Raw genomic sequence first — 20,847 nt, forward strand, 5'->3', positions numbered from 1 at the left:
ATGGGCGGCTAAGTTGGGTCGTGGTTTGTGTGCCATTTTGAAGGCTTGGCCGATTCCCAGGCTGAACCGGGGCTGAAAGTATCGGGATTGCCGTGCGCAATCCTGATGAGAGGGTGGGGGGGGCAGTGCTTATGCATTCTTTTATTCTTTAAAGGTATTTAATTTGTTGCTTAAATATCATTAGGCTATATCTCAACGGACTACCGATCTTCTTCCAATAACCAGACAACTGACCGCCACCGCCCGCCAGCCGGATCGATCTTACGAACGCAGGACATGACGTCCTGGTTCAGATTTCAAGGGGAGCGGTATGGGGAGCTACAAGAAACATGCGCTGTACACGGCGATTTTGTCAGCCAACTTGCTGACCGCCGTAGGCTTCAACCCAGTCTTTGCGGCCGAAACGTCCGCAGCCGATGCACCTAAACTCGACACCGTGATCGTGACCGGTACCCGCGCCCAGGAGCGTACTGCCAGCGCGTCGCTGTCACCGATCGATGTGATTTCCGGCGATAGCTTGCGCAGCACCGGCTCCGATGAGTTGGGTGCGGTATTGGCCCGGTTGATTCCGTCGATCAACTTTCCGCGCCCAAGCTTGGTGGACGGCGCCGAGCTGGTGCGTCCTGCGCAGTTGCGTGGCTTGTCGCCGGATCAGGTGTTGGTACTGGTCAATGGCAAGCGTCGCCACACCAGTGCATTCGTCAACCTTGGCGGTGCGGTGGGCCGCGGCTCGGCCCCGGCAGACTTGAATGCGATCCCGCTGTCGGCGGTGGACCATATCGAAGTGCTGCGCGACGGTGCCTCCGCGCGCTACGGTTCCGATGCAATTGCCGGGGTAATCAACGTGATCCTCAAGCACGCCGACCATGGCGGCTCGATCTCGAGCAAATTCGGCGAGTACAAGAAGGGTGACGGCATCCAGCGCAACCTCAGTGGCAATACCGGCCTGGCGTTGGGCGACAACGGCTTTATCAACCTGTCGGCCGAAGGCGCCGACAACGACTACACCAACCGTGCCGGTAAAGACTTTCGAGCCGCCAGCGTCGGCTCCACAACCTATGGGCAGCAGGTATTTCGCCAAGGCGAACCGGCCACCAATGAGGGCAAGTTCCAGTTCAACTCCGAATATTCCTTCAACGATTCGGCCGAGTTCTACACCTTCGGCGGCTATAGCAAACGCCGCGGCGAGACGGCAGCGTTCTACCGGGCAAGCAATGCATCCAACAACATCGCGGCGCTCAACCCGAACGGCTACCTGCCGCTGATCAAGGGCAACCTCGAAGACACCTCGCTGGTGGTGGGCCTGCGCGGCTTGCTGGCCTACGACTGGCATTACGACCTGTCGGCCAACTACGGCAAGAACCAGTACGCATTGAGCACCGAAACCATCAACACCTCCCTGGGCCTGGCCACGCCGCGCAAGTTCGACAACGGCACCTTGAGCAACGACCAGAAGCAAGTCAGCCTGGACCTGTCCCGCGAGTTCGACGTGGGCTGGCTGCCGTACCCGGTATCCGTGGCCTTTGGCGGTGAATACCTGCACCAGGGCTATGAGATCGAAGCGGGCGATGCCGCGTCCTACTACCAGACCGGCAGTTCCGGCCTGGGCGGTTTCCGAGAAGCGGACGCCGGCAGCAGCTCGCGCCACAACTGGGCGCAATACCTGGACCTGGAAACCAATTTCACCGAAAAACTCAGCGCCTCCGCTGCCGTGCGCCATGAGGACTACAGCGACTTCGGCTCGAATGTCAGCGGCTCGCTGTCGGCCCGCTACGATTTCACCCCGCAGGTGGCCGTGCGCGGCAGTATTTCCAACGGTTTCCGCGCGCCGTCCCTGGCTCAGCAGAACTTTGCGTTCACGTCGTCCCAGTTGATCGGCAGCGAAATCCGCGACGCAGGCACCTTCCCGGCCAGCAGCCAGGTCGCGCACCTGCTCGGCGCCGAGGACCTCAAGGCGGAGAAGTCGCGCAACTACAGCCTCGGCCTGGTGCTGGAGCCTGCCGATGACCTGACCCTGACGGTCGATGTCTACCGCATCGACATTCGTGACCGTATCAGCCTGTCGTCCAACCTCAATCTGGACGCGGCCACCCAGGCCTACCTGCAAGCCAATGGCGTCGGCAACATCAACTACACCAGCGCCCGGTACTTCACCAACGCCACCGATACCAGCACCGATGGCGTCGACCTGGTAGCCAACTACCGCTATCAGTTCGACAGCGGTATCCGCTGGAACAGTACCGTGGGCTATAACTACAACCACACCAAGGTCACCGACGTGAAGGCCAACCCGGCCATCCTCGATAGCCTGGGGGCCAACCTGGTGCGGGTGGATCGTCGTGAGCGCATCGGCCTGCTGGGCGATACCACGCCGCAGCACAAGTTGAGCCTGGGGAACGACTTCACGTTCGGCAATTGGGCTCTGCACAGCAACCTGGTGCGCTATGGTGAGTTCACCAGCTACCAGGCGGACAAGGTCAACGACCAGACCTTCAAGGCGGCCTGGGTGCTGGATTTGTCGGCGGACTACAAGCTCAAAAACTGGACCTTCACCCTGGGCGGCGACAACGTCACCGACAAATACCCGGAAAAGGTCAATGCTTTCGCCAGCAGCGGTGGCAATTTGGCCTATAGCACTTTTTCGCCGTACGGTTACAGCGGCGCGTTTTATTACGGTAAAGTTGCTTACAACTGGTAACACACAGGAGGCGCACCGTTATTCGCCATGACCGTCATCGAAACCGATCTTCTGCAATTGGCTTACCCGCCGCGGCTCGATCTGGGGCCGCAACTCACTCACGAACAGTTAATGAGCTCGATGCAGGCCACCATGGGCCGGCACAAGGGTGGGCCGGTCTGGCTATTTGCGTACGGTTCGCTGATCTGGCGCCCTGAATGCTCCTCGACCGAGCGCGTGCGGGCACGGGTGCACGGCTATCACCGGGGCTTGTACCTGTGGTCTCACGAGCACCGGGGCACGCCGGAGTTGCCGGGGTTGGTGTTCGGCCTGGATCGTGGCGGTTCGTGTAGCGGGTTTGCCTACCGGCTGCCGGAAGATCAGCTGGAAGCCTCGCTCTACGCGTTGTGGCAGCGCGAGATGCCTTACCCGTCATATCGGCCGCACTGGCTCAGCTGCCGTCTCGAGGATGGCAGTCAGGTGCAGGCTTTGGGGTTTGTGTTGGAACGGCACTTGCCCAGTTACGCGGGCAATTTGCCGGACGTGATCCTCAACCATGTGCTGGAAAGCGCTTGCGGGCGTTACGGCACTACCCGCGATTATGTCGAGCAGACCGTCAACGCCCTGCGTAGCCACGCCATGCCAGACAAGAATCTGGAGGCGCGGCTCAAGCGTTGTGCAAAGGATTGCTCAGGCGGTTAACGCGCCGAGCTGACGCTGTTGGTGTGCCACAGCGTTGGGATCAGGAACGCGATTGCCAGGATGCATGCGCCGATCAGCAGCACGAAACCGCCGTCCCAGCCGAAGTGGTCCACGGTGTAGCCCATGGCCGCACTGGCTGCCACCGAACCGCCCAGGTAACCGAACAGGCCGGTGAAACCCGCAGCAGTGCCGGCGGCTTTCTTCGGTGCCAACTCCAGCGCCTGCAGGCCGATCAACATCACCGGGCCGTAGATCAGGAAGCCGATCGAGACCAGCGCGATCATGTCGACCATCGGGTTGCCCGGCGGGTTGAGCCAGTAAACCAGGGTCGCCACGGTCACCAGGGCCATGAACACAATGCCGGTGAGGCCACGGTTGCCACGGAAGATCTTGTCCGACATCCAGCCGCACAGCAGCGTGCCCGGGATACCCGCCCACTCATAGAAGAAGTACGCCCAGGACGACTTGTCGACCGTGAAGTGCTTGGCTTCCTTGAGGTAGGTGGGCGCCCAATCCAGTACGCCGTAGCGCAGCAGGTAGACGAACACGTTGGCGAACGCGATGTACCACAGCATTTTGTTACGCAGCACGTACTTGACGAAGATTTCCTTGGCGCTGAATTCGTCTTCGTGGCTGGCGTCGTAGCCTTCCGGGTAGTCGTTCTTGTATTTCTCGATAGGCGGCAGGCCCACCGATTGCGGGGTGTCGCGCATGGTGGTGAAGGCAAATGCCGCCACCGCCAGGGCCACGGTCGCCGGCACATAGAACGCTGCGTGCCAGTCGTTGAACCAGGCCATGCCCAGCAGGAACAGCGGGCCGATCAGGCCGCCGCCGACGTTATGCGCCACGTTCCACACCGACACCACGCCGCCGCGTTCTTTCTGCGACCACCAGTGCACCATGGTGCGCCCACTTGGCGGCCAGCCCATGCCCTGGGCCCAGCCGTTGATGAACAACAGAATGAACATCATGGTCACGCTGGACGTCGCCCAAGGCGCGAAACCGAAAATGAACATCACCCCGGCCGACACCAACAGGCCGAACGGCAGGAAGTAGCGTGGGTTGGAACGGTCGGACACCAGGCCCATGAGGAACTTGGACAGGCCGTAGGCAATTGCGATCGCCGACATCGCCAGGCCCAGTTCGCCGCGGGTGTAACCCTCGTCGATCAGGTAGGGCATGGCCAGGGAGAAGTTTTTGCGCAGCAGGTAGTAACCGGCGTAACCGAAGAAGATACCGGCGAAGATCTGCCAGCGCAGTCGTCGGTAGGTGCTGTCTATTTTTTCTTCAGGCAGGGGCGCCTGGTGCGCGGCAGGACGAAAGAAAGCAAACATTCAAGAGCTCCAGATTTCTTGTTTTGACTGCGGATGCGAATGTTACAGTTTCGTTACCGAAAATAGCATCGCCGCTTATCAACAAACAACCGGAAATGAGAGCAGGTGCATGTTCTTTTACGAACACCGGAAATTTAAATGTGGGAGGGGGCTTGCCCCCTCCCACATTGACCGTATTACAAATTGATTAGCGGGTTTGGACGACGACCTTGCCCACCGCCTTGCGCTGCCCCAAGTCATTGATCGCCCGGGCCGCTTGCTCCAGCGGATACACCTGCGACACCAACGGCTTCAACTTGCCCTCAGCGTGCCAACTGAACAACTGCTGGAAGTTCGCCGCATTGTCCTGCGGCTGGCGCTGGGCGAAAGAACCCCAGAACACCCCAACCACCGCCGCACCCTTGAGCAGCGCCAGGTTCACCGGCAACTCGGGGATGCGCCCGCTGGCAAAGCCCACCACCAGCAGGCGGCCGTTCCAGGCGATGCTGCGGATGGCCTGGTCGAACAGGTCGCCGCCCACCGGGTCGTAGATGACATCGGCGCCATTGCCGTCGGTGAGGCGCTTGATCTCATCCTTCAGGTTGGCTTCGCTGTAGTTGATTAGCTCATCGGCGCCGGCTGCCTTGGCCACGGCGAGTTTGTCGGCGCTGCTGGCGGCGGCGATCACCCGCGCCCCCATGGCCTTGCCGATTTCCACGGCGGCCAGACCCACGCCACCGGAGGCACCGAGTACCAGCAGGGTTTCGCCGGGTTGCAGGTTGGCCCGTTGCTTCAGCGCGTGCATCGAGGTGCCGTAGGTCATGCTGAAGGCGGCGGCGGTGTTGAAGTCCATGCTCGGCGGGATCGGCAGCACGTTGTAGCCCGGCACCGCGACCTGTTCGGCAAAGCTGCCCCAGCCGGTGAGCGCCATCACCCGGTCACCGACTTTCAAGTGGCTGACCTTTTCCCCGACTTCGCTGACCACGCCCGCCGCTTCGCCGCCCGGCGAGAACGGGAAGGGCGGCTTGAACTGGTACTTGCCCTCGATGATCAGGGTGTCCGGGAAATTCACCCCGGCGGCATGCACGTCCAGCAGGATTTCGTTCTTCTTGATCACAGGGCTTGCGATCTCTTCCAGCACCAGGGTTTCGGCGGGGCCGAAGGCTTTGCACAGCACAGCTTTCATCGGACTATTCCTTTTGGTGTCGTGGCCGATAAGTGTAGGAGGGTACGCCCGTGGGTCAACGAGCATGCCCGGGCCTGATAAGCCGCCATAAGCTTGTGCTCAGCCTTGCTAGCGTTATGCTACCCGGCAACCGAATTCGAGGAATGAACTGTGAAAGCGTGGATCCTGTTGATACTGGCCCTGACCTTGCCGATGGCAGCCCAGGCCGAAGAAGCCAAAGAAGGCGAGGCGCCGAAGGTCAGCTATATCAGCCTGAGCCCGCCGTTCGTGGGCAACTACGGCCTGGATGGCACGGCGAAACTCAAGGTGTTCAAGGCCGACATCGCCCTGCGCGTGACCGGCACCGAAGCGGCTGCGGCCGTCAAAGCCAACGATGCCTTGATCCGTAACCAACTGGTGGCGCTGTTCACTCAGCAGACCAACGAGACCATGAGCACTGTTGAAGGCAAAGAAAAACTGCGCCAGGAAGCCCTCAAGCAAACCCAGCAAGTGATGAACGACGAGACGGGCAAGCCGGTGGTGGAAGACCTGTTGTTCAACAACTTGATCATTCAGTAAGCCTGCCTCGGTCCCATTAGCGCAGCGCGAGCACCGCCGCCCATTGCTCGGCGGTAACCGGCATCACCGAGAGGCGGCTGCCTTTTTGCACCAAAGGCAGCTCGGCGAGCGCGGTCTGTTGCTTGAGGTAGCCGAGGCCCAGCACCTTGGGGAGGGTTTCCACATGGGCGACGTTGATTGCGCTCCACGGGTTTTTTTCCGCGCTGGCCTTGGCGTCGAAGTAGTGGCTGTCGGGCTCAAGCGCTGTAGGATCCGGGTACGCCGCTTCGACGATTTTTCCGATGCCGGCAATGCCGGGCTCAGGGCAACTGGAGTGGTAGAAGAAAAACTGGTCACCCACCGCCATGGTGCGCAGGAAGTTTCGCGCCTGGTAGTTGCGCACCCCGTCCCAGCGCGCTTCGCCGAGCTTTTCCAGGCCCTTGATGGAGAGTTCATCGGGCTCGGATTTCATCAGCCAGTAGGCCATGGTTGGGCTCCTGAAAAAGGCATTGGGCAAGTTGTCGGGCAATTTTATGACAAACCGACGGTCGGTTGGCGCCAAGGTTTGCGTGTTGGTTCACGTTACCGCAGAATGCCGGCTTTTAAAGCTTGACGCAGCTGCAACGGACTACTTTGGAACGTTGTTGTCATCGTGTACGAGGTGCCTGAAGGGGGGCAATCGATGCAACGTAAACCGGATTTACTATGGATTTTGGTGATTTTGTTTGGTCTGGGCGTCGTGACCACCGGGTATGCGCAAAGCTTGTGGTCGAACAAGACCGAAGCCCCTGTTGAATTGACCCAACAGCAGCAGCAACCTTTCAAGCGTTAACCTTTCTTCAAGGCGCCGCTGATTCCAGCGGCGTTTGCGCGATATACCAGCGCTTATCGGTGACGGTGCCCGCCAACGGCACATCCCAGCTCGCCTGTACCAACCTTTCGACTTTCTGACATTCATGGGCCAGGCCCAATAGCGTCGGCTTGCGCCAGCTTTGGCGACGGGCGAGGTAGGCGAGGCTGCGGTCATAGAAACCGCCGCCCATGCCCAGGCGTCCACCTGCGTCATCGAACCCCACCAGCGGCAGCAACACCAGGTCCAGCGCCCACACCTTGCGTTGCCGGCTGATATTCACCCGTGGCTCAAGAATTCGAAAGCGGTTGGGCAGCAGCTTTTCCCCGGGCCGCACGCGCTGGAACACCATCTTGGTGCGTGGCCAGGCGCTGAGCACTGGCAGGTAAGTGGCCTTGCCCCGGCGCTGCGCCGCACGCAGCAGCAGGCGCGGATCGATTTCACCGTCCGTCGGTAGGTATAAGGAAATATGTTTGGCCCGGCGAAACAGCGGGTGCTGCGCCAGTTGCCGATACAGACCCTGGGCGGCCTGGCGCTGCTCGCTCGGCGTGAGGGCGCGGCGGGCGTTGCGCAACATGCGTCGAAGTTGCGGACGGGAAAGCGGCGCAGGTTCGGTCATGGTTTTCGGCTCATAAAACAATGCCAGTCCGAAGACTGGCATTGAGTTTGGGAATTCAGGCTCCCCGACAGAACCGCTGTCGACTAAGCCCTTGAACCCGAAAGTTCAAGGTGGAAGAAGCAGTAGGCTTTAAGGCTTTCCGTCTAGCGGACATGCACACCAGCCCAACGTGCAACTTCCAGGGTAGTGCGAATCGGCTCCGGGACATCGCCGACTGGCAAGCACGCCAGGGAGTGGGGCGAGTATACCTTAAACAGACTCGGCAATCAGCCCTTGGGTGCGTCTGAATCGCTGGAAAGCACCAGATCCACACGATCGAGCAGGTCACGCACCTGCTCGCGCGTCGAGCCGCTGGCCTGCACGTCAGGGCGTTCCTGCTTATGCAGCAGATCGTGGGTAATGTTCAGCGCGGCCATCACGGCGATGCGGTCGGCGCCGATGACTTTGCCGCTGCTGCGGATTTCACGCATCTTGCCATCCAGGTAGCGGGCGGCGCTCACCAGGTTGTTGCGCTCTTCCTGGGGGCAGATGATCGAATATTCTTTATCCAGGATCTGCACGGTGACGCTATTGCTTGAACTCATGAGTCTTGCTCCAGGGCCTTCAGGCGCGAAATCATCGATTCGACCTTACGCCGGGCGATTTCGTTTTTTTCAATGAGGTGAGCGCGTTCCTCGCGCCAGGTTTTTTCCTGAGCTAGTAGGAGTCCATTTTGACTCTTAAGTTGCTCGACCCGGGTAATTAGCAATTCGAGTCTGGCCATCAGCGCTTGCAGGTCGGTGTCTTCCATTGGGTTCCACTGGATTTGTCTGATGAATGGCAACTGCAGGATAAACGATCTGACGCCCTTGATAGTCTTGGTACGTCTGCCGGTGCTAGGATACAGCGCTCCATTCTAGACATTGCGCCGTCTGGCGCCTAGCTCACCATGCCCATTCAGAACTCCCCGTATGACGCTTTTTCCAAACTGCTGAGCACCAGCGGCCACCCTTGCTCGCCTGCCGAACTGCACGGCGTGTTGCTGGGCCGCAGCTGCACCGGCGTGGGCTTCGATGCCGACAACTGGCTGGCCGATGTGGCCGAGCTGTTGGAAAAGGAACCCGAAGATAACGTGCGCGCTGCGCTGATCGGCCTGCAAGAGATGGTCAAGGGCGAGCTGACCGGTGATGACGTCACCGTGGTCCTGCTGCTGCCGACCGACGACGCACCGCTCGCTGATCGCGCCGCCGCCCTGGGCCAATGGTGCCAGGGTTTCCTCCACGGCTTCGGCGTAAATGCCGGCGGCCTGGACCTGAGCACCGACGCCAAGGAAGTGTTGCAGGACTTGGCTGCTATCTCTCAGGTGCAAGACGCCCTGGAAGAGTCCGAGGACGGCGAAGGCGACTACATGGAAGTCATGGAATACCTGCGCGTCGCGCCGCTGCTGCTGTTCACCGAGACCAAGAAGTTCGCTGAACCCGCTGCGCCAAAGCCGTCGCTGCACTAAGAAAGGAAGCCCATCTGCCCATGATCCATATCCCCAAAGCGGAATACACCCGGCGCCGCAAGGCGCTCATGGCGCAGATGGAACCCAACAGCATCGCGATCCTGCCGGCCGCCGCCGTGGCCATCCGCAATCGCGATGTGGAACACGTCTACCGCCAGGACAGCGACTTCCAGTACCTCAGCGGCTTCCCTGAACCGCAAGCCGTGATCGTGCTGATGCCCGGTCGCCTGCATGGCGAGTACGTGCTGTTCTGCCGCGAACGCAATGCCGAACGCGAGCTGTGGGACGGCCTGCGCGCCGGCACCGAAGGCGCGATTCGTGACTTTGGCGCCGACGATGCATTCCCCATTACCGACATCGACGACATCCTGCCCGGCCTGATCGAAGGCCGCGACCGGGTGTATTCGGCCATGGGCAGTAACGCCGAATTCGACCGGCACGTGATGGAGTGGATCAACGTGATCCGCTCTAAAGCGCACCTGGGCGCCCAGCCGCCGAACGAATTTGTTGCCCTGGATCATCTGCTCCACGACATGCGCCTGTATAAATCGGCGGCAGAAGTGAAGGTGATGCGCGAGGCTGCGCGAATTTCGTGCGCCGCGCATGTGAAGGCGATGCAGGCCAGCCGCGCCGGCTTGCATGAGTTCAGCCTGGAAGCCGAGCTGGATTACGAATTCCGCAAGGGCGGCGCGAAAATGCCGGCCTATGGCTCCATCGTCGCCGCCGGGCGCAACAGCTGCATCCTGCATTACCAGCAGAATGACGCGCTGCTCAAGGACGGCGATCTGGTGCTGATCGACGCCGGTTGCGAGATCGACTGCTACGCCAGCGACATCACGCGCACCTGGCCGGTCAATGGCAAGTTTTCGCCGGAACAGAAGGCGATCTACGAAATTGTGCTGGCCTCCCAGGAAGCCGCCTTTGCCGAGATCGCGCCGAACAAACATTGGAACCAGGCCCACGAGGCGACGGTGCGGGTCATCACCGCCGGGCTGGTGAAGCTGGGATTGCTGCAGGGCGAGGTGGACGAGCTGATTGCCAGCGAAGCCTACAAACCGTTCTACATGCACCGCGCCGGCCACTGGCTGGGCATGGATGTGCACGACGTGGGCGAGTACAAGGTGGGCGGTGAGTGGCGCGTGCTGGAAGTCGGCATGGCCCTGACCGTGGAACCGGGGATCTACATCGCGCCGGACAACCAGACCGTCGCGAAGAAATGGCGTGGCATTGGCGTACGCATCGAGGACGACGTGGTGGTGACCAAGCAAGGCTGTGAAATTCTGACCGGCGGCGTGCCCAAGGCGGTCGCCGAGATTGAAGCGCTAATGGCGGCTGCCCGATGAGCCGGGTCAACCTGGCGATCATCGGCGGCGGCCTGGTGGGCGCCAGCCTGGCGCTGGCGTTGCAGGCCGGGGCAAAGGCGCGTGGCTGGAAAATCGTGCTGATCGAACCCTTCGCACCGGGTGACAGCTACCAGCCAAGCTACGATGCGCGCTCCTCTGCGCTGTCGTTTGGCGCGCGGCAGATCTACCAGCGCCTGGGCCTCTGGCAGGACATTTCCCGCCGCGCCGAGCCGATCAAGCAGATCCACGTGTCGGACCGTGGGCGCTTCTCCACCGCGCGCCTGTCCGCCCTGGAAGAAGGCGTGCCGGCCTTGGGCTATGTGGTGGAAAACGCCTGGCTCGGGCAATGCCTGTGGCAGGGCCTGGACAAAGACGTGGTGAGCTGGCGCTGCCCGGCGGAAGTCACGCGCATGGAACCGCTGCCCGACGGCTATCGCCTGACCCTCAACGATGAAACCGTGCTCGAATGCGACCTCGCCGTGCTGGCCGATGGCGGCCGCTCCGGCTTGCGCGAGCAGTTGGGCATCGGCATCAAAACCCGCCCGTACAACCAGAGCGCGCTGATCGCCAACATCACCCCAAGCGAAGCGCACAACGGCGAAGCCTTCGAGCGCTTCACCGATGAAGGCCCGATGGCCTTGCTGCCGCTGCCGGACAACCGCTGCGCGCTGGTCTGGACCCGCATCGGCATGGACGCCCAGCGCCTGGCGAACCTCGACGAGCGCAGTTTCCTGAGTGAATTGCAGGGCGTGTTTGGCTACCGCCTGGGCACCCTCAAGCAAGTCGGCGCGCGCCATCTGTATCCGTTGACGCTGGTGGAAGCCGAAGAGCAAGTGCGCTCGCACCTGGCGATCCTCGGCAATGCCGCCCACAGCCTGCACCCGATTGCCGGGCAGGGCTTCAACCTGTCGCTGCGTGATGCCAATGCGTTGGCCGAGGCCTTGCTGGCCGGGCCGCAAGTGCCGGGCGACCTGGCCACCTTGCAGGCGTATCGCGAGCGCCAGCGGATGGACCAGAAGCTCACCGTGGGTTTCTCCGACCAGGTCACGCGGCTGTTTGGCAGCGCGCAACCTTTGGTCGCGCTGGGCCGCAACATGGGCCTGCTGGGCCTGGACCTGCTGCCGCCAGCCAAGCGCTGGTTCGCCCGTCAGGCCATGGGCCTGGGCACGCGTCCCGATGCGTAAGTGGCTGATCGAGCGCCTGGGCAAGGCGCGGTTGTTGCGTTGGGTCATGACCCTGTACCCGCCGTACCTGGGTGCGGGAGTCAGCGTGCAGCACATGAGCGCCGATTTTCGTCACGTCAAAGTGCGCATGGGCCTGGGCTGGTACAACCGCAATTACGTCGGTACGCAGTTTGGCGGCAGCCTGTATTCGATGGTCGACCCGTTCTACATGCTGATGCTGATGGAGAACCTCGGCCGAGACTACATCGTGTGGGACAAGGCCGCGAACATCGACTTTATCTCGCCGGGCAAAGGCCCGGTGTACGCCGAGTTTTCCATCGACGAGGCCTTGCTGGATGAAGTCCGCCAGCAGACCGAAGGGGGCGAGAAATACCTGCCCCACCTCAAGGTCGAGATTCATGACGGCGCCGGCACCCTGGTGGCGCGCGTCGACAAAACCCTTTACGTGCGGCGCAAGCCGCCAGCAAAGCAGGCTTAAAGCATGGACATGCGCGCAGATGTGCTGATTGTCGGGGCCGGAATGGTCGGAAGCGCCCTGGCGCTGGCGTTGCAGGGCAGTGGCCTGCAAGTGCTACTGCTCGACGGCAGCCCGCTGAGCGTAAAACCGTTCGACCGCGAGGCGGCCTTCGAACCCCGCGTGAGCGCCTTGTCGGCCGCCAGCCAGCGCATCCTCGAGCGCCTCGGCGTGTGGGACGGCATCGTCTCGCGCCGCGCCAGCCCTTACGGCGAGATGCAGGTGTGGGACGGCAGCGGCACCGGGCAGATCCACTTTTCGGCAGCCAGTGTGCATGCCGAAGTGCTCGGACATATCGTCGAGAACCGCGTGGTGCAGGATGCCTTGCTCGACCGTCTGCACGACTGCGACCTCGGCCTGCTGGCCAATGCGCGCCTGGAACAGATGCGCCGCTCCGGTGACGACTGGCTGCTGACCCTCGCCGACGGCCGCAAATTGCGCGCACCGCTGGTGGTGGCTGCCGACGGCGCCAACTCCGCCGTGCGCCGCCTGACCGGCACCGCAACCCGCGAATGGGACTACCTGCATAACGCCATCGTCACCAGCGTGCGCAGCAGCCAGGCGCACCAGCGCACGGCGTGGCAACGCTTCACCGATACTGGCCCGCTGGCGTTTTTGCCGCTGGTGCGCGACGGCCAGGAGGACTGGTGCTCGATCGTGTGGTCGACTACGCCAGCGGAATCCGAGCGCCTGATGGCGCTGGATGACGAGAGCTTCTGCCGTGAACTGGAGCGCGCGTTTGAAGGGCGCCTGGGCACGGTGGTCAGCGCCGATCCGCGCGTTTGCGTGCCGTTGCGTCAGCGCCATGCCAAGCGCTACGTGGCCGAAGGCCTGGCACTGATTGGTGATGCGGCCCATGTGATCCACCCGTTGGCGGGGCAGGGCGTGAACCTGGGCTTTCTTGACGCAGCGACACTGGCCGAAGTGCTGCTGTCGGCGACCGAGCGCGGCGAGCGGCTGGCGGATGTGAAGGTACTGAGCCGTTACGAGCGCCGGCGCATGCCGCACAACCTGGCGCTGATGGCGGCGATGGAAGGCTTTGAGCGGTTGTTCCAGGCCGACCAACTGCCCCTGCGCTGGTTGCGCAACGCGGGTTTGAAGCTGGTTGACCAGATGCCCGAAGCCAAGGCGGTATTCGTGCGCCAAGCCCTGGGCATGACCGGCGACCTGCCAGACCTCGCAAAGCCCTGATTGAAATATGCCCCCTGTGGGAGGGGGCTTGCCCCCGATGAGGCCAGCCCATCCAGCGCAAATCCCAGCTGTGCAACATCTGGTAACGCCTCCACCAAGCGCCACCAAATGCCAGTCCCTATCATTTGCGCTCTTTTTGCAAATGAGAGACCGCACCCATGTTGGCACCCAAGCGCCTCCTGACTGCCCTGGCACTCACCCTGATCGGCAGCACCACCGTGCAGGCCGCCGACGAAGTGGTGGTCTACTCCTCACGCATCGATGAACTGATCAAACCGGTGTTCGACGCCTACACCAAAAAGACAGGCGTACAGGTGAAGTTCATCACCGACAAGGAAGCCCCGCTGATGCAGCGCATCAAGGCCGAGGGCGAAAATGCCACCGCCGACCTGCTGCTGACCGTCGACGCCGGCAACCTCTGGCAGGCCGAGCAGATGGGCATCCTGCAACCGTTCACCTCGGCGGTGATCGACAAGAACATTCCCCTGCAATACCGCTCTTCCACCCACGCCTGGACCGGCTTGAGCCTGCGCGCGCGGACCATCGCCTATTCCACCGACCGGGTGAAACCGGGTGACCTGACCACCTACGAAGCCCTGGCCGACAAGCAGTGGGAAGGCCGCCTGTGCCTGCGTACGGCGAAAAAGGTCTACAACCAGTCGCTGACCGCCACCCTGATCGAAACCCACGGCGCGGCCAAGACCGAAGAAATCGTCAAGGGCTGGGTCAACAACCTGTCCACCGACGTGTTCTCCGATGACATCGCGGTGCTCGAAGCGATCAATGCCGGGCAGTGCGACGTGGGCATCGTCAACACCTACTACTATGGCCGCCTGCACAAGCAGAACCCGGCGCTGGCGGTGAAGCTGTTCTGGCCGAACCAGGGCGACCGTGGCGTGCACGTGAACCTGTCGGGCATCGGCCTGACCAAGCACGCACCGCATCCGGAAGCAGCCAAGGCCCTGGTGGAGTGGATGACCACGGCTGAGGCGCAGAAGATCTTTGCCGATGTGAACCAGGAATTCCCGGCCAACCCGGCAGTGCCGCCGTCGGCCGAAGTGGCGACCTGGGGCAAGTTCGTGGCTGATACCTTGCCGGTGGAAGTGGCGGGCAAGCGTCAGGCCGAGGCGATTCGCTTGATGGATCGCGCCGGCTGGAACTGACACACTGCAGGTCTAAATGTGGGAGGGGGCTTGCCCCCCGATAGCGATGTGTCAGTCCACTCATCAGTGACTGACCCACTGCCATCGGGGGCAAGCCCCCTCCCACATTGGCGTCTGGTGATTTCACGCTATTCATTAACCGAGAACTGACCTTTGGCCCACCCCGCCCAACGCCGCTGGTACCTGCCGGTGTTCACCGTCGCCGCCCTGGTGCTGCTGCCGCTGAGCGTGCTGTTGCTGTCCTGGCAAAGCATCGACGCACAAATCTGGGGCCACCTCTGGGATACCCAGATGCCGCGCCTGCTGGGCAACACGCTGACCCTGGTGCTGGGCGTCGGTGTCGGCGTCACCCTGCTGGGCGTGAGCCTGGCCTGGCTGACCAGCCTTTGCGAATTCCCCGGCCGACGCTGGCTGGATTGGGCGCTGATGCTGCCCTTCGCGATTCCGGCGTATGTGCTGGCCTTTGTGTTTGTCGGCCTGCTGGACTTTGCCGGCCCGGTGCAAACCCTGCTGCGTGAATGGTTCGGCAGCGGGCTGCGCCTGCCACGGGTGCGCTCCACCAGTGGTGTGATCATCGTGTTGGTGCTGGTGTTCTACCCTTACGTCTACCTGCTCGCGCGCACCGCGTTCCTGGCCCAGGGCAAAGGCCTGATGGAAGCGGCGCGGGTGCTGGGGCAGTCACCCTGGCAGGCTTTTTGGCGTGTGGCCCTGCCCATGGCGCGGCCGGCGATTGGCGCGGGCGTGGCCTTGGCGTTGATGGAGACCCTGGCGGATTTCGGCGCGGTCTCGGTATTCAATTTCGACACCTTTACCACCGCCATCTACAAGACCTGGTACGGCTTTTTCAGCCTATCCAGCGCGGCCCAGTTGGCCAGTCTGTTGCTGCTGGTGGTGATGCTGGTGCTGTACGGCGAGCGGCGCGCCCGAGGTGCCAGCCGGCCAGGCAATGAGCGGCCACGGGGCAAGGCGCTGTACCACCTGCGAGGGCTCAAGGCCGCGGCGGCGAGTACCTGGTGTGGCCTGGTCTTCGCCTGTGCCTTTGTGATCCCGATGTTGCAACTGGTGGCGTGGTTCTGGCAGCGCGGCCGCTTTGACCTGGATGAGCGTTATTCCGGCCTGATCGTCCACACCCTGTACCTGGGCGGCATCGCGGCGCTGATCACGGTCAGCGTGGCGCTGCTGCTGGCCTTCGCCAACCGCCTGGCGCCAACCCGGGCGATACGCTCCGGCATCAGCCTGGCCAACGTCGGTTATGCGCTGCCGGGCTCGGTGCTGGCGGTGTCGATCATGTTGGCGTTCAGCTATCTGGACCGTGAACTGGTGGTGCCGCTGTCGGGCTGGCTGGGTGGCGCGGGCAAGCCGTTGTTGCTGGGCAGCTTGTCGGCGCTGGTGCTGGCGTATCTGGTGCGATTCCTGGCGGTGGCCTATGGGCCCCTGGAAAACAGCCTGGCGCGCATCCGCCCGTCCTTGCCGGAAGCGGCGCGCAGTCTTGGTGTGAGTGGTCCACGACTGTTTTGCAAAGTGTATCTGCCGTTGCTGCTACCGGGGACACTGAGCGCAGCGCTGCTGGTGTTCGTCGATGTGCTCAAGGAAATGCCCGCGACCTTGCTGATGCGCCCGTTTGGCTGGGACACCCTGGCGGTGCGGATTTTTGAAATGACCAGCGAGGGCGAGTGGGCGCGGGCGTCTTTGCCGGCGCTGACCCTGGTGCTCGTCGGCTTATTGCCGGTCATCGGGCTGATCCGACGCTCTGCCCGTCAAATCGGTTAGGTGCCAGTCCTACGGCTTGCGGCTACAATGCGCGGCATTCGGTGCGGTCCGTCTTTCGGATCGAGTCGCCATGCGTGGCTGCAGGCCTTGTAATTCAAGGTTTACAGCGCGAACGGCAACCCTGCGCACCTTCGCCACGCCCGGAAGGAGAAACCCATGGGACAGCGTACGCCTCTGTATGACCTGCATCTCGCCCTCGGCGCGAAGATGGTCGATTTTGGCGGTTGGGATATGCCTCTGCACTACGGCTCGCAAGTTGAAGAACACCATCAGGTGCGACGCGACTGCGGGGTGTTTGATGTATCTCATATGACCGTGATCGATGTCAGCGGCCCCCAGGCCAAGGAATGGCTCCAGCACCTGCTGGCCAATGACGTCGATCGTTTGCATGGCTGCGGCCGTGCGCTCTACAGCGCCATGCTCAACGAGCGGGGCGGGGTGGTGGACGACATGCTCGTCTATCGCACCGACGCCGGTTACCGCCTGGTGGTCAACGCCGCCACCCGTGACCAGGACATGGCCTGGATGCAGGCGCAATTGGGTACTTTTCAAGCCCAACTGCAGGAGCGTCCCGAGTTGGCCATGCTGGCCATCCAGGGTCCCCAAGCCCGACAGAAGATTGCCGAGCTGGTCACCCAGTCCCGCGCCACCCTGATCCACCAACTCAAGCCTTTTGAAGGCCAGGCCGACGGCGACTGGTTTATCGCCCGCACCGGCTACACCGGCGAAGACGGCCTGGAAATTGTGCTGCCGGCCGATCAAGCGCCCGGTTTCTTCAACGACCTGGTGGGCGCAGGCATTTCCCCCATCGGCCTCGGCGCGCGGGATACCCTGCGCCTGGAAGCCGGCATGAACCTCTACGGCCAGGATATCCACCAGGACGTTTCGCCCCTGGCGGCCAACATGGCCTGGAGTATTGCCTGGGCGCCTGCCGAGCGCGTTTTCATCGGGCGGGCCGCGCTGGAGGCCGAGTTGGCCGCCGGTGTGCAGTTCAAACTGGTCGGGCTGGTGCTGGAAGAACGTGGGGTTTTACGTGCTCACCAGGTGGTTCGTATCGCCAATGTTGGCGAAGGAGAGATCACCAGTGGTAGTTTCTCTCCTACGCTGAGCAAATCCATTGCCCTGGCGCGCGTACCGACGGCGACTGCCGATCGGGCCGAAGTGGAAATCCGCGGCAAGTGGTACCCGGTTCGAGTGGTCAAGCCGACCTTCGTGCGCCATGGCAAAACCTTGATCTAACTATTTACGGCAGGCCGATGGCCGCTGACATTTCTTTCTGAGGACACAGACTATGAGCAATATCCCTGCCGACCTGCGTTTTGCCGACAGTCACGAATGGGCCCGTCTGGAAGCTGACGGCACCGTGGTCGTCGGTATTTCCGACCACGCACAGGAAGCTTTGGGTGATGTGGTGTTTGTTGAGTTGGCCGAAGTCGGCGCCACGTTTGAAGCAAAAGGCCAGGCGGGTGTGGTTGAGTCGGTGAAAGCCGCTTCGGATATCTACGCCCCGGTTGCCGGCGAAGTGATTGCCGTCAACGAGGAACTGAGCGGTAGCCCAGAGCTGCTGAACTCCGACCCTTACGGCGCGTGGATCTTCAAGCTCAAGCCAAGCAACCCGGCTGATCTGGAAAAACTGCTGGATGCTGCCGGCTACAAAGCCGCCATCGGCGAGTAAACACAAGAACCCTGTGGGAGGGGCGGTCCGACGGTTCGACTTGCTCCCGATTGCGGTGTTTCAGTCCCTGAACAGGTGTCTGATCCACCGCCATCGGGAGCAAGCCCCTCCCACATTGAATTGAGTGTTTAGCTCGCTTTCAGTACTGCCTTAACCGCCGCCACCGACCGCTCCACATCCGCTTCCGTCATCGCCGTAAACATCGGCAACGACACGATCAAACGCCCAACACGCTCCGCCACCGGGAACATGCCTTCCTTGAAACCCTGTGCCCGATAAAGGCTCAGCAGGTGGATCGGCGGGTAGTGATAGCCAATGCCGACGCCATGGGCCTGCATCTGCTCCATGAAGGTCGCGCGCGCCGGCAGGCCGTCCTGGCGCTCTGGCAGCACCAGTTGGAACAGGTGCCAGTTACTGTTTTCGAAATCCGCCGGCGGCAGTTGCGCGCCGTACTTTTCCTCGAAGTCGCTGCCGAAGCACTTGAAATAGTGCCGGGCCAGGTTCTGACGATGCGCGGTGATTTTCTCGATATGGGCAAATTGCCCCAGGCCGATGGCGGCGGCGATATCGGTCATGTTGAACTTGCCGCCCAGCACATCCACGTCCAGGCCGTCGAAGCCGGTACGGGTGACGCCCTGCAAACGGTATTTTTCCGCGAGGCGCGCCTCTTCGGCGTTGTTCAACACCAGGCAGCCGCCTTCGGACGAGGTGATGTTCTTGTTGGCCTGGAAGCTGAACGACACGAAGTCCCCGGTAGCCCCAATGCGTTCGTCATCCCAGCTGGACCCCAGGGCTTGGGCGGCGTCCTCGACAATGCGCAGGTTGTACTTGTTGGCCAGCGCGTAAAGCATCGGCATGTCCAGAGGCAGGCCGGCCAGGTACACCGGGATGATCGCCTTGGTGCGCGGGGTGATTGCGGCTTCCACCTGGGCCAGGTCGATATTGCGTGTGACCGGGTCGATATCGGCAAACACTGGCGTGGCGCCGACTTCCAGGATCACATTGGCGGTAGCGACCCAGGAGATCGGCGTGGTGATCACTTCATCGCCCGGGCCGATACCCGCAATGCGCAGGGCAATCTCCATGGTGCAGGTGCCCGAGTTGAACGTACGCACCGGCCGACCGCCGAAGTATTCCGACAGCTGAGCCTCGAATGCCTGCACTTTCGGCCCGCTGGTGATCCAGCCCGAGCGCAGTACATCGCCGACCGCCGAGATGGTGGCTTCATCGATGGTGGGTTTGGAAAACGGCAGAAAGGGCTGTTGGCTCATAACGACGAAGGCATCCGTTTCAGGTTGGCAATGAGTAGGCGAGGTAGCAGTACCGGCATGGTTGCATGGCTCGACTGAATATAGCCTGTCGTGCGTGAACGAATCGTCATGTTGCAGGCAAAAAAATGCCGCTGTATCAGCGGCATTTTAACGGTGTGTCAGAAGGACAGGCGGGCTTCTAAAAACACATTCTGCTCCTTGAGCTTGCCCTTAAGCTGCTCGTCCTGGGCGTTGGCACGGTTGACGAAGGTGTTGTAACCGGTTGTCACGTCGCCCATGTCCACATATCGCCAGCCTGCGCCCACGGTGAGGCGTTCGCTGACTTTGGCATCCAGGCCCAGGCCCACGCTATAGGCGAAATTGTATTGGCGGTTGCTGGCGAAGCGCCGGTTGGTATTGCCCTGGTAACCCTCGGAATCAATTTGCGCCACACCCACGCCGGCCATGCCGTAGAACGACAGCCAATCATTGATCGGGATATTTTTGTAACCATTGAGCATCAGGCGTTGGCTATCGACCTTGAAGCGGTTGATGTTGGGGTTGAACGGGGCCCAATACGAGTCGAAGTTCGAGCTGTTGGGGGTGGTGTACTCGCCCTCCAGGCGCCAGCCATTGGTGAAGGCATACCCTGCGGCGAACGAGCCCGTGAAAGCTTTATTGCTGTCAGGTGCCTCTACTTGGTGGGTAACGCGTGGGCTGGTCAACAGTGAGCTGGAGAGATTCTGGCGGGCGCTGTTGAGCTTGGCCGAGCCGTACCAACCTTCTGCTTGGGCATAAGGTGCGGCGATGGCGACAAGGAGCAGGACGGCAGGTAGTTTTCCCATGGTTCTCGATTCACTGGGTGGCGTAAGGAATCGATAGATTGGTGTCCAGCGCATGGCATGATCGAGAGGAGTTTTCCTATTCGCTCATCAGCCCTTGCCTTCGTGTTTTGGGAAAACAGCGCAAAAAAAACCGCTCCCTAAGAGCGGTTTTTTTATCAGGCAGTGTTACTCGGAAGCGACAGCGTTTTTCGCCAGGATGGCGTTAGCCAGTTCCATATCCGTGGCTTGCAGGCCAGGGTTATCGGCGCGGACCTTCTGCATCGCGGCTTCCAGGTACGGGCCGCGGATGCCGCCGTCGCTGGCAACAAAGCTGCCGGCGTCGTCTTGAGCGGCCACTACCAGCTTGTGGTCCTTGAACGTCAGGTACGTCGAGCCGGTAGTGGCGCCCGACGAGATGACATTGCGCCAGAAGCTGTCGGCCATCGCTGAACCGACAGGGAGGGAAAGCACAGCAAGGGTTGCGACAGCATATTTAAGACGCATGATGGGTGACTCCGGGTGGGTTATCTGTACTTTATGATTGTAGTTAGCCCAGCCGAGTT

The 20,847-nt window shown here is 61.7% G+C and carries 22 protein-coding genes and 1 other RNA gene; 13 read left to right on the top strand and 10 right to left on the bottom strand.

What is annotated here, in order from left to right; all coding sequences use genetic code 11:
* Positions 1–310 precede the first annotated feature (310 nt).
* On the top strand, positions 311–2,698 hold the full coding sequence (locus tag AC0IYH_RS10020; RefSeq protein WP_471834100.1) for a TonB-dependent receptor plug domain-containing protein: 2,388 nt from the start codon (positions 311–313) through the stop codon (positions 2,696–2,698).
* A gap of 27 nt (positions 2,699–2,725) precedes the next feature.
* Entirely contained in the window at positions 2,726–3,379 is a 654-nt protein-coding gene (locus AC0IYH_RS10025) for a gamma-glutamylcyclotransferase (RefSeq protein ID WP_116626926.1), read from the top strand.
* On the opposite strand, the gene glpT is transcribed toward AC0IYH_RS10025, so the two are convergent.
* Positions 3,376–4,713, bottom strand: a complete 1,338-nt coding sequence (glpT, locus tag AC0IYH_RS10030) for a glycerol-3-phosphate transporter (protein ID WP_122774557.1) — start codon at positions 4,711–4,713, stop codon at positions 3,376–3,378. The genes AC0IYH_RS10025 and glpT overlap by 4 nt on opposite strands.
* Positions 4,714–4,900: 187 nt before the next feature.
* Positions 4,901–5,878, bottom strand: a complete 978-nt coding sequence (locus tag AC0IYH_RS10035) for an NADPH:quinone oxidoreductase family protein (RefSeq protein WP_471834103.1) — start codon at positions 5,876–5,878, stop codon at positions 4,901–4,903.
* 150 nt (positions 5,879–6,028) lie between these two features.
* On the opposite strand from AC0IYH_RS10035, the gene AC0IYH_RS10040 reads away from it, so the two are divergent.
* Positions 6,029–6,436, top strand: a complete 408-nt coding sequence (locus tag AC0IYH_RS10040; protein WP_101273514.1) for a flagellar basal body-associated protein FliL — start codon at positions 6,029–6,031, stop codon at positions 6,434–6,436.
* A gap of 16 nt (positions 6,437–6,452) precedes the next feature.
* On the opposite strand, the gene AC0IYH_RS10045 is transcribed toward AC0IYH_RS10040, so the two are convergent.
* On the bottom strand, positions 6,453–6,902 hold the full coding sequence (locus tag AC0IYH_RS10045; RefSeq protein ID WP_471834105.1) for an EVE domain-containing protein: 450 nt from the start codon (positions 6,900–6,902) through the stop codon (positions 6,453–6,455).
* Between the two features lie 195 nt (positions 6,903–7,097).
* Between AC0IYH_RS10045 and AC0IYH_RS10050 the strand changes: the two genes are divergently transcribed.
* Positions 7,098–7,247: a hypothetical protein gene (locus tag AC0IYH_RS10050; protein ID WP_116626922.1), complete on the top strand. Its 150-nt coding sequence runs from the start codon at positions 7,098–7,100 to the stop codon at positions 7,245–7,247.
* A gap of 7 nt (positions 7,248–7,254) precedes the next feature.
* On the opposite strand, the gene AC0IYH_RS10055 is transcribed toward AC0IYH_RS10050, so the two are convergent.
* The 4 genes from AC0IYH_RS10055 to AC0IYH_RS10070 form a co-directional block, all read right to left on the bottom strand.
* Positions 7,255–7,884 carry a 5-formyltetrahydrofolate cyclo-ligase gene (locus AC0IYH_RS10055; RefSeq protein WP_116626921.1) on the bottom strand — a complete coding sequence of 210 codons (630 nt, stop codon included), beginning with the start codon at positions 7,882–7,884 and terminating at the stop codon, positions 7,255–7,257.
* 57 nt (positions 7,885–7,941) lie between these two features.
* Positions 7,942–8,120: non-coding RNA, 6S RNA (gene ssrS, locus AC0IYH_RS10060), on the bottom strand.
* 30 nt (positions 8,121–8,150) lie between these two features.
* Positions 8,151–8,468 carry a cell division protein ZapA gene (locus tag AC0IYH_RS10065; RefSeq protein WP_105697237.1) on the bottom strand — a complete coding sequence of 106 codons (318 nt, stop codon included), beginning with the start codon at positions 8,466–8,468 and terminating at the stop codon, positions 8,151–8,153.
* Positions 8,465–8,674: a TIGR02449 family protein gene (locus AC0IYH_RS10070; protein ID WP_007982902.1), complete on the bottom strand. Its 210-nt coding sequence runs from the start codon at positions 8,672–8,674 to the stop codon at positions 8,465–8,467. The genes AC0IYH_RS10065 and AC0IYH_RS10070 overlap by 4 nt, the downstream gene beginning before the upstream one ends.
* A gap of 138 nt (positions 8,675–8,812) precedes the next feature.
* On the opposite strand from AC0IYH_RS10070, the gene AC0IYH_RS10075 reads away from it, so the two are divergent.
* From AC0IYH_RS10075 to gcvH, 9 genes are all read left to right on the top strand, one after another.
* On the top strand, positions 8,813–9,370 hold the full coding sequence (locus tag AC0IYH_RS10075) for a YecA/YgfB family protein (protein WP_471834109.1): 558 nt from the start codon (positions 8,813–8,815) through the stop codon (positions 9,368–9,370).
* 20 nt (positions 9,371–9,390) lie between these two features.
* Positions 9,391–10,713 (top strand): Xaa-Pro aminopeptidase, encoded by a 1,323-nt coding sequence (pepP, locus tag AC0IYH_RS10080; protein WP_471834111.1) that lies wholly within the window; start codon positions 9,391–9,393, stop codon positions 10,711–10,713.
* Complete coding sequence (gene ubiH, locus AC0IYH_RS10085) at positions 10,710–11,897, top strand: 2-octaprenyl-6-methoxyphenyl hydroxylase (RefSeq protein ID WP_116626918.1); 1,188 nt, start codon at positions 10,710–10,712, stop codon at positions 11,895–11,897. Before pepP ends, ubiH begins: the two co-directional genes overlap by 4 nt.
* Positions 11,890–12,375: a DUF4442 domain-containing protein gene (locus AC0IYH_RS10090; protein ID WP_471834113.1), complete on the top strand. Its 486-nt coding sequence runs from the start codon at positions 11,890–11,892 to the stop codon at positions 12,373–12,375. Before ubiH ends, AC0IYH_RS10090 begins: the two co-directional genes overlap by 8 nt.
* Before the next feature lie 9 nt (positions 12,376–12,384).
* Positions 12,385–13,602, top strand: coding sequence for a 2-octaprenyl-3-methyl-6-methoxy-1,4-benzoquinol hydroxylase (locus AC0IYH_RS10095; protein ID WP_471834145.1), 1,218 nt, complete (start codon positions 12,385–12,387; stop codon positions 13,600–13,602).
* A 158-nt stretch (positions 13,603–13,760) separates the two neighbouring features.
* Entirely contained in the window at positions 13,761–14,765 is a 1,005-nt protein-coding gene (locus AC0IYH_RS10100) for an extracellular solute-binding protein (RefSeq protein ID WP_471834115.1), read from the top strand.
* A 153-nt stretch (positions 14,766–14,918) separates the two neighbouring features.
* Positions 14,919–16,535, top strand: a complete 1,617-nt coding sequence (locus AC0IYH_RS10105) for an ABC transporter permease (RefSeq protein WP_471834117.1) — start codon at positions 14,919–14,921, stop codon at positions 16,533–16,535.
* 156 nt (positions 16,536–16,691) lie between these two features.
* The gene (gene gcvT, locus AC0IYH_RS10110; protein ID WP_122774565.1) at positions 16,692–17,774 is read left to right on the top strand and encodes a glycine cleavage system aminomethyltransferase GcvT; all 1,083 of its coding nucleotides are present in this window, start codon (positions 16,692–16,694) and stop codon (positions 17,772–17,774) included.
* Between the two features lie 52 nt (positions 17,775–17,826).
* Positions 17,827–18,210: a glycine cleavage system protein GcvH gene (gene gcvH, locus AC0IYH_RS10115; protein WP_122774566.1), complete on the top strand. Its 384-nt coding sequence runs from the start codon at positions 17,827–17,829 to the stop codon at positions 18,208–18,210.
* A 128-nt stretch (positions 18,211–18,338) separates the two neighbouring features.
* Here the strand turns inward: gcvH and AC0IYH_RS10120 are convergent, their stop codons facing one another.
* The 3 genes from AC0IYH_RS10120 to AC0IYH_RS10130 all read right to left on the bottom strand — a co-directional run bounded on the left by AC0IYH_RS10120 (position 18,339) and on the right by AC0IYH_RS10130 (position 20,788).
* Positions 18,339–19,481 carry a DegT/DnrJ/EryC1/StrS family aminotransferase gene (locus tag AC0IYH_RS10120; RefSeq protein ID WP_122774567.1) on the bottom strand — a complete coding sequence of 381 codons (1,143 nt, stop codon included), beginning with the start codon at positions 19,479–19,481 and terminating at the stop codon, positions 18,339–18,341.
* Between the two features lie 158 nt (positions 19,482–19,639).
* Positions 19,640–20,305: an outer membrane beta-barrel protein gene (locus AC0IYH_RS10125; RefSeq protein ID WP_116626910.1), complete on the bottom strand. Its 666-nt coding sequence runs from the start codon at positions 20,303–20,305 to the stop codon at positions 19,640–19,642.
* A gap of 165 nt (positions 20,306–20,470) precedes the next feature.
* Positions 20,471–20,788 carry a DUF2388 domain-containing protein gene (locus AC0IYH_RS10130; RefSeq protein WP_116626909.1) on the bottom strand — a complete coding sequence of 106 codons (318 nt, stop codon included), beginning with the start codon at positions 20,786–20,788 and terminating at the stop codon, positions 20,471–20,473.
* Between the last annotated feature and the right edge of the window lie 59 nt (positions 20,789–20,847).

Source organism: Pseudomonas sp. AC463, from assembly GCF_979253585.1.